Below are 7406 nucleotides of genomic sequence, written 5' to 3'. Positions count from 1 at the left end.
AATTGATATTCTACTTAATGTTTAATATTTTAATTATTTCAACTATTGCAATTAAATTTATATAGAAATATGCTGAATATAAACTATATTTTATATTTAGAGCCGAAATCAAAATTATAAACAGAAAGCTACGTCTTTTCTAAGAGTATGATAGAATGGTAAACAAGAAATATATTCCAACACAACTGATTGAAAAAAGGAAAAGAAAAAAAGTCAAGATTGTAGAAAAAATAGAGGAGCGACGAGTCACTACTCCTTATGTTCTTCGGCGATTCATTATTTATTTTTTAGGTGTACAGTGGCGCAGGTTTACTCGCAAACCAGATATGGAAAAAACAGCATCTCAATTGCGAGAAATATTTGAAGATTTTGGTGGTTTTTGGGTAAAAGCAGGTCAGGTCTTAGCACTACGAACAGATCTTTTGCCAGAACCTATATGTGATTCCTTACGCAATTTACAGTCTGAAGCACTTGGTTTTCCTTTTGATGCTGTACGCTCAACTGTTGAGTCAGAATTGGGTGTTCCTTTGAAGAAAGTTTTTACAGTTTTTGATGAGGAACCCCTAGCAGCAGCTTCTATTGCTCAAGTTCATACTGCTGTTTTGCGTAAAAAACAAATTCCTGTAGTTGTCAAGGTTCAGCGTCCTGGTTTAGAAAATGCTTTCAAGCGAGATTTAGAAGTAATTAAGGGTCTGGTTAATATATTAATTTTCTTGAATATTGCTACTTATTTAGGTTGGGGTGAATTTATCACAGAATTGGAAAAAACCTTTCAAGAAGAACTAGATTTCAGATATGAAGCAAGCAGCACTATCAGGATGAAAAAGTCTCTGAAAGAACATAAAGTTTTTGTGCCGAAGATATACGAAAAATATTCTAAACGTCGGATTTTAGTAATGGAGTTTATAAATGGTGTAATGATGTCAGACTATATCAAAGCCTTAGCAAATAAACGTTCTCTAGCTGTGAAATGGGAGGAAGAAAATAATATTAATCGAGTCAAACTTGGGGAAAGGATATACTTGTCCTTCTTCCGACAACTATTTGAAGACAATCTATTTCATGCTGATTTACATCCAGGTAATATAATATTGTTGCGTAATAACAAGTTTGTGCTGATTGACCACGGCAGTACAGGTTCTTTGGAAGCAGAATTAAGGAATACTTACTTGAACTATATTAATGGTTTAGGGGAAGGAAATTTTACCAAAGCAGCTGATTACTATATTCGATTTGGTGTCGGCGTTCCTAAAGTGGATATTGATAGAGTGCGAGTAGAGATGGGGCGTCAGTTTGAGAACTGGTATGTCAAAGCTAGGGTTAAAGGAATACCATTTCGGCAAAAATCTTTAGGTGGAGCTATTAAAGGAGTAGTTGATGTTGCTTTCGGTTATAGAATCCCTACTAACTGGGATTTTTTAAAACTTACTAGGTCTGTTCTAGCATTAGATGGTTCAATACAGTATCTATGGCCAGATATAGATGTTTTTGACATTATTAATAAGTATAACAAACAAGCACGACGTCGTGCTTTAATTAATGGTTTACGTCCTGATAATATTCTTAAATGGGTTGGCCAAGCTTCAGAAGTTGTGAATCAGTATAATTATTTAACATTGCCAGAGCTTAGAAAGCGAACAAATGCTTATGAGTTGACAGTTAATCAGTTTGCTCTCTCAATGGTAGTGATTTTACGGAGGTTATCTTATGTAACGTTTGTCTCTGAATTTGCTATATTGTATGTATTCCTTTATCAACACTATTTTGAGGTTATTCAGCCGATTAATACTCAAATAATTGATGAAATAGTTAGCAAGTTTCCATACATACCATACTTAGAGTGGGTTGGAATATTAATTGTTGTGGGATTGATTTTCCAAGTTTTATTAGCTTGTGTAGGAATTTTAGGGCGCAAAGAGTTAAATGTTTAAGGTTAATACCAATTTCATACAATATTGCTACAGTCATAACACAGGGAGCAGGGAATAGGGGGAAGAAAAACATAAATATTAAAGAAGAACAAAGGTTTTATATCAAATCCGTTGGCTTCGGAGTATTATAAGAAACCGGGTTTATGGGGGATAAATGTCAGTTATAGTCGGCATTTTATATAAACCCGGTTTCTACGCTTTTTTACACCGATACTACCGGATTTGATATTATTTCCAGAATTTATGGAATTTATATTTTTTCTTGTAGGAATAAATCAAAAATTATGATGTAATATCAAATCCGCTTGATTGGACATAAAAAAATTCTCGAATCGTCATAACTACACTCATCTTTGTAATTCTCTCTCCTCCTGACTCCGTACGGACGTTGCATGCAACGTCCCTACCTCCTGACTCAATTACGATTTAACCAATCTATAACTGTTTAACCGGATTTGATATGACTCCTCCGCAATACGATAACTAATTACCCGGATTCTATATGAGACAACTTTTAACAATAAAATACCTGTAAAGATTATAGATAATCCTTACAGGTATTGATAAATTATCTTAGCAGATAAAGCTATGGCGCGATCGCCAATTATATTTTCTTAAGTTCAACGAACCAAATAATTAACTGTTACCAGCCATTTCGCGCTCTAATAATTCACTTTGAGGAATTCCGTCATTTTCAAATACTCTGGGATTAGTGTAATCCAATCTGTTTTCTTCAGGAAAAGAGATCAAAGGCATCATAGTGTCATTGTCATAATTTTGCCAAGGCAAAGTTTGTCCTAGTGCAATTAGACTCGGTAATGTGAGTGGTAAAAATCCCACCACAAACCTGAATAAATCTACTGTCATATATAAAGTATAAAACAGTAACCCTGAAGCAATACTTATTATTGGTGATAAGTTAGCTCCCCAAAAACAGATTGCAGAAACAATTATAGATAGGATATAAGGGAACAAAAGACCAATTGCCAGAAAAGGTAATAGATTAGACTGAGGACGAGTTCCATAAACTTGATTAATCCTTTCAGCGTAACGTTCGCGAGCACCTGGAACTGCTCCAGTTCCATATTGACGAAAACGTAACGGCATTGGCGCTCCCAATAGAAAACCTTGAAGTTGCTTCCAAGAACTGAGGTGCTGCCAAATTTTAGGTTGAGTACCAAGTAGTTCTGCTATGTCTTCCATCCATTGATCGAAGAAATAGNGACGAGTTCCATAAACTTGATTAATCCTTTCAGCGTAACGTTCGCGAGCACCTGGAACTGCTCCAGTTCCATATTGACGAAAACGTAACGGCATTGGCGCTCCCAATAGAAAACCTTGAAGTTGCTTCCAAGAACTGAGGTGCTGCCAAATTTTAGGTTGAGTACCAAGTAGTTCTGCTATGTCTTCCATCCATTGATCGAAGAAATAGACGTGAGGCCAACGCTCTGTCATTTTTGGATTTTTCTTGGCGTGAGCATCAGCTTCTTTTTTAGTTAATTTTCTCAATTCTTCTTTCTCTGGCAACTTACACTCACCAGAAAAAACTTGAGCAACCAAGCGTGACTGCATTTCTGCCATAGCAGGGATCGAACCAACAGTTGGTCGAACAAAGCCTACAAATCCTAGATTAGGCATATCAGGGTGGAAACAGCCTTTATACAATTCTTGGTGTCGGTATTGCCAGTTATCAGGAAACTCGATTAAGGCAGCTCCAGGCTTAAACCCTGTGTTAGCTACTACCATATCTACTTCTTCTCTACTGCCATCTGGGAAGTAAGCACCTGTTTCATCAAAGCGTTGTACCTTACCCTTTGCTGTAATCTTACCACTCTGAACTAAATATATGATGTCATCAGGATTAGCACTTGGTCGAGTCAGGTTACCACTAACATCTCCAAAATTGCTGTTAGGTTTAGGCCAGTATTTACCTGCCCAATAGTTGGGAATATACGCTGTTGGCAGCCATTCTTTAGGCAAGTTTTGTAACCAAGGATGCCTGTTTGCATAAGCAGTTCGTAATGGCTCTGGTAGGCGAGTAATCCAACTCATTTGGACAGTCAATAATTCCTGGTAGTCCTTAATATATTGACCTATTGGCCAGAACTGTATCTGATCGAAAGGTTTATTAGTATAAGGATAAACTCGAGGAGCAAAATTAAAAGCACCTGCTGCCACAACAGTTTTAGCTGCTACACTGCTAATTTCAGAGCTAATTCCAATGCCACTTTCACCAAGACCCATGCACACTACTTTTTTACCCCGAAATTCTTCTGGGTCTTTATACTTGAATCCGTGCATTATAGTACCAGTAAACTTATCTAGTCCTGGAACTTCTCTAAGAACTGGTTTGCCATGTAAGCCAGTGCTAATAACTACATAATCGTAACCACTGTAAGTTTCCTTATCAGTAATTACATCATATTTGCCATTGCCATCAGTGCTGCGAGCTATCGCCTTAACTTCAACTCCAAAGTGAACTTTATCTTCTAACCCATAATGTTTAGTAAATGAGCTGAGATACTCCATCATTTCTTCTGGCTTCATAAAGTCAGCATATTCACTTGGTGCTGGGTAACAGCCATATTCAGTCATCCACTTGGAAGATGTGAGGGTGGAAGTCTTCCAGCAATATTTGTGCCATACACCACCTAAAGTTGCTTCCTTTTCTAAAATTGTTAAGTCCAGACCAATATCTAGAAGTTCTTTGGCAGCTATTAGACCAGACGATCCAGCTCCTACAACTATAGCTCGTTTTGTTTCTGTCATTACTATATTTCCTAATTGTTAAAGTTTTTTGACTTCTGGCTTAAGAATTATTTGATTTTATTTAATAATGATGATATATTATTCTCTATTTGTCAATACTTTATGTTGTGAACATTAATATGAACTTTCTGAGAAAATTTAGTTACTAATATCATGTCCGGTTGAATAGTTATAATTACAGCTTGTACTTCGGCTTTAGCCCTATCTACCGTTAGGGCTAGAGGTTTACTACAAACAAAAACTTTTTTATCACTGATTATCCGGACATGATATAAAATACNATTTCCTTCCCTTCCAAGTAAAGTTATATCATGTCCGGTTGAATAGTTATAATTACAGCTTGTACTTCGGCTTTAGCCCTATCTACCGTTAGGGCTAGAGGTTTACTACAAACAAAAACTTTTTTATCACTGATTATCCGGACATGATATAAAATACCAAATTGAGGAAAATAACCAGAAATATTGGCAAGATTATATTAATTTTTTAGTTGTAATTGAGAATATTATTTGGGTAGCTACGATCTAAAAATTAGATGTAGCTTAACCCAAAAATTCTCATCAGCCTTTTTTCTCAACTATTAAAATTAGAGGCTGTGCATTTCTCTCTACATCACCTGATTGTTTGAGTTGTGCGACAACATCAGATATATTTTCTAGTAGCTTGCCTTCCCCACGATACAAATCTTTAATATCGTCATTCTTGGCTTTACCATAATTCACTAGAATAGTATTGGCTTCTTGCTTCTTGTTCTCTTCCTTACCAAGTTTTGCATCTACTTGACTTGTAATCTTTCCTTTGAGTTCAAAAAACTCTTGAATACCGTAATGTGTAATATATTCATCTGTGTGCTGGTAAAAGAACTGCATATACCAATCCATGAGATTATAAATGCTTTCACCATTAATTAAGCCACTAGGAAGAGCAGACATAATCAAAGAAACAGGTGAGAATGGTAATGGCATAGGCCATATCTGATCAAGCACTTCCTCAAACACTGACTCAATTTTCTCATCAATCAGGTCTACCGTCACACCTTCGTCAATGATTTCAGTCAAAGATTTTGAGATTATAGAACTCCCTAACTCGATGGTATTTTCTAATGTATCGTCAAAGAGTGACATAACGTTACCAATACCTGGAATTTCTTCTAACTGCTCTAAGCTCTTCAGAAAGACGTACATTATCATTCCAGAACACTGATCCACAAGAAACTCTTTTACTTCTGGATATTGGTTAATATGTTTGATGCGGAAGTCATTATTTATCTGTCCAGAATAAGGCGGTTGAGTGGTAATGTATTGAAAGTCATGGTGTTCAATCGTCCTATTCCATACTGAACAGAAAACATCAACCAACGGAGTCGAGGGAATATCAGGCTCATAAATTGTTCCAGTGTTGTCAAGACCTTGCTTTGTGGCAAAATTAGGAACAATATCAATAGGAGACCATAAACGTTGAGTTTTCTCACCACCAAGTTTTGAGGCATAATAGGTCTGAAAAGCTTTGTTTCCTGGAGTTGGGGCTGCCAGGGAAAAAACTTTTATTGTAGCTATACCTTTGCTATCCCATTCTGACGGACGTTCAAATAATGATAGAGCCGTAAGTGGAGCCAATGCACCTGCTAAACTGTGGCCTACTACAAAAAGATCTATTGGTTTAGTAGAGCGACTGGTTATGTTCTGGAGAGCATCCATAACCAAACCACCATTACTATCCTTAGCCTTGTTAAGTACCACATTTAAACCCCTGGTAAATCCTGAAGAGAGTGAGGGTTCAGTAGTAGCCTCATAATTTGCTCGGCTGTCCCAAGGTTTACCATTATTCCACTTTTTAGTTGAGAATAGATCGCAGTCTTGAAACATCAGACTGTACAATGACTTCATATTTGTACCAGCTATACAAAGAACATAAGTATCTTTTTCTGGGTTGTTATCATTGTACTTGGCAATGTACAGTGTGTTGTCATTCACTTCAGAAGTTGGAAATTGATAAATAGCCACACCCCATACAAGTTCCCATGTTCCTATCAATCTTTTGACTCTGGCATTGGCAAAAGTTTCCTGAATTGATTCAGTTGCTAGTTGTTTTAAATATTCTTTTGGACCTACATAAGTCTTAGGGTGTGAAAGGCAGTAGATCAGCCATATATGGGAGTGCAGTATTTGTTCCCAGGTGTATTCTGTTGATGGAGCTTTAGGTGCTGCAGGTTCTGTTTGTAGAGTTCTATATTTTGTTGCCACTGTAATCTCTCCTTAATTTAGTGGTGCAAAACTGGATCGTTTGAAAACAGTAGGGACAATATTTGGTTTGAGGGTATGATCTACAAGCTGGTTGCCAAATCAAATATCAACCCAATTAATTAGGGCTTGCTGATTAAATCTCAAAGTCTTTATAAATAGAGGCTTGAGGATTTATAGGTATCAAAAAGTGCTAGCTTTTAGGTAGTTCCGGTTCAAAAATTTAGCATTTTGGGGTAACTATGGCAGAAAAATTACGGGATAATTCTTCCGACCACCTCATTTATAATTCCCATTTCTCCTGAATTCTAAATTCAGACTCGGTATTCCTACCCTTACCGAAATAATTAATAATTAAACAATTAAATAATTAGATAATTCACGCCTTGAAGCCTCCCCTTTCAAGGGAAAAAAAATAAATCTTTTCCTTATTCGTCAATCCTCTCCCTAAAAGGGAGAGGTAATT

General features: G+C 36.5%; 3 protein-coding genes. 1 reads left to right on the top strand and 2 read right to left on the bottom strand.

Annotated features, from left to right (window positions below; translation table 11 throughout):
- Positions 1–155 precede the first annotated feature (155 nt).
- Complete coding sequence (locus AFK68_RS18500; protein ID WP_094674031.1) at positions 156–1931, top strand: AarF/ABC1/UbiB kinase family protein; 1776 nt, start codon at positions 156–158, stop codon at positions 1929–1931.
- A gap of 1223 nt (positions 1932–3154) precedes the next feature.
- Here the strand turns inward: AFK68_RS18500 and AFK68_RS18490 are convergent.
- On the bottom strand, positions 3155–4700 hold a 1546-nt coding region (locus tag AFK68_RS18490), incomplete at its 3' end, for an NAD(P)/FAD-dependent oxidoreductase (protein WP_143438025.1).
- A gap of 560 nt (positions 4701–5260) precedes the next feature.
- Positions 5261–6943, bottom strand: coding sequence for a hypothetical protein (locus AFK68_RS18485; RefSeq protein WP_094674030.1), 1683 nt, complete (start codon positions 6941–6943; stop codon positions 5261–5263).
- Positions 6944–7406: the final 463 nt, after the last annotated feature.

The sequence above is a fragment of the Hydrocoleum sp. CS-953 genome (genome assembly GCF_002260545.1).
In the GTDB taxonomy this organism is placed as follows: domain Bacteria; phylum Cyanobacteriota; class Cyanobacteriia; order Cyanobacteriales; family Microcoleaceae; genus Trichodesmium.
Note: the sequence above shows the minus strand (reverse complement) of the source record. Positions and strands in the feature narration are given on the sequence as shown.

Excerpts from the sequence above, each read along its gene's own strand:
- AFK68_RS18500 (WP_094674031.1), top strand. The coding sequence starts at position 156 with ATGGTAAACAAGAAATATATTCCAACACAACTGATTGAAAAAAGGAAA.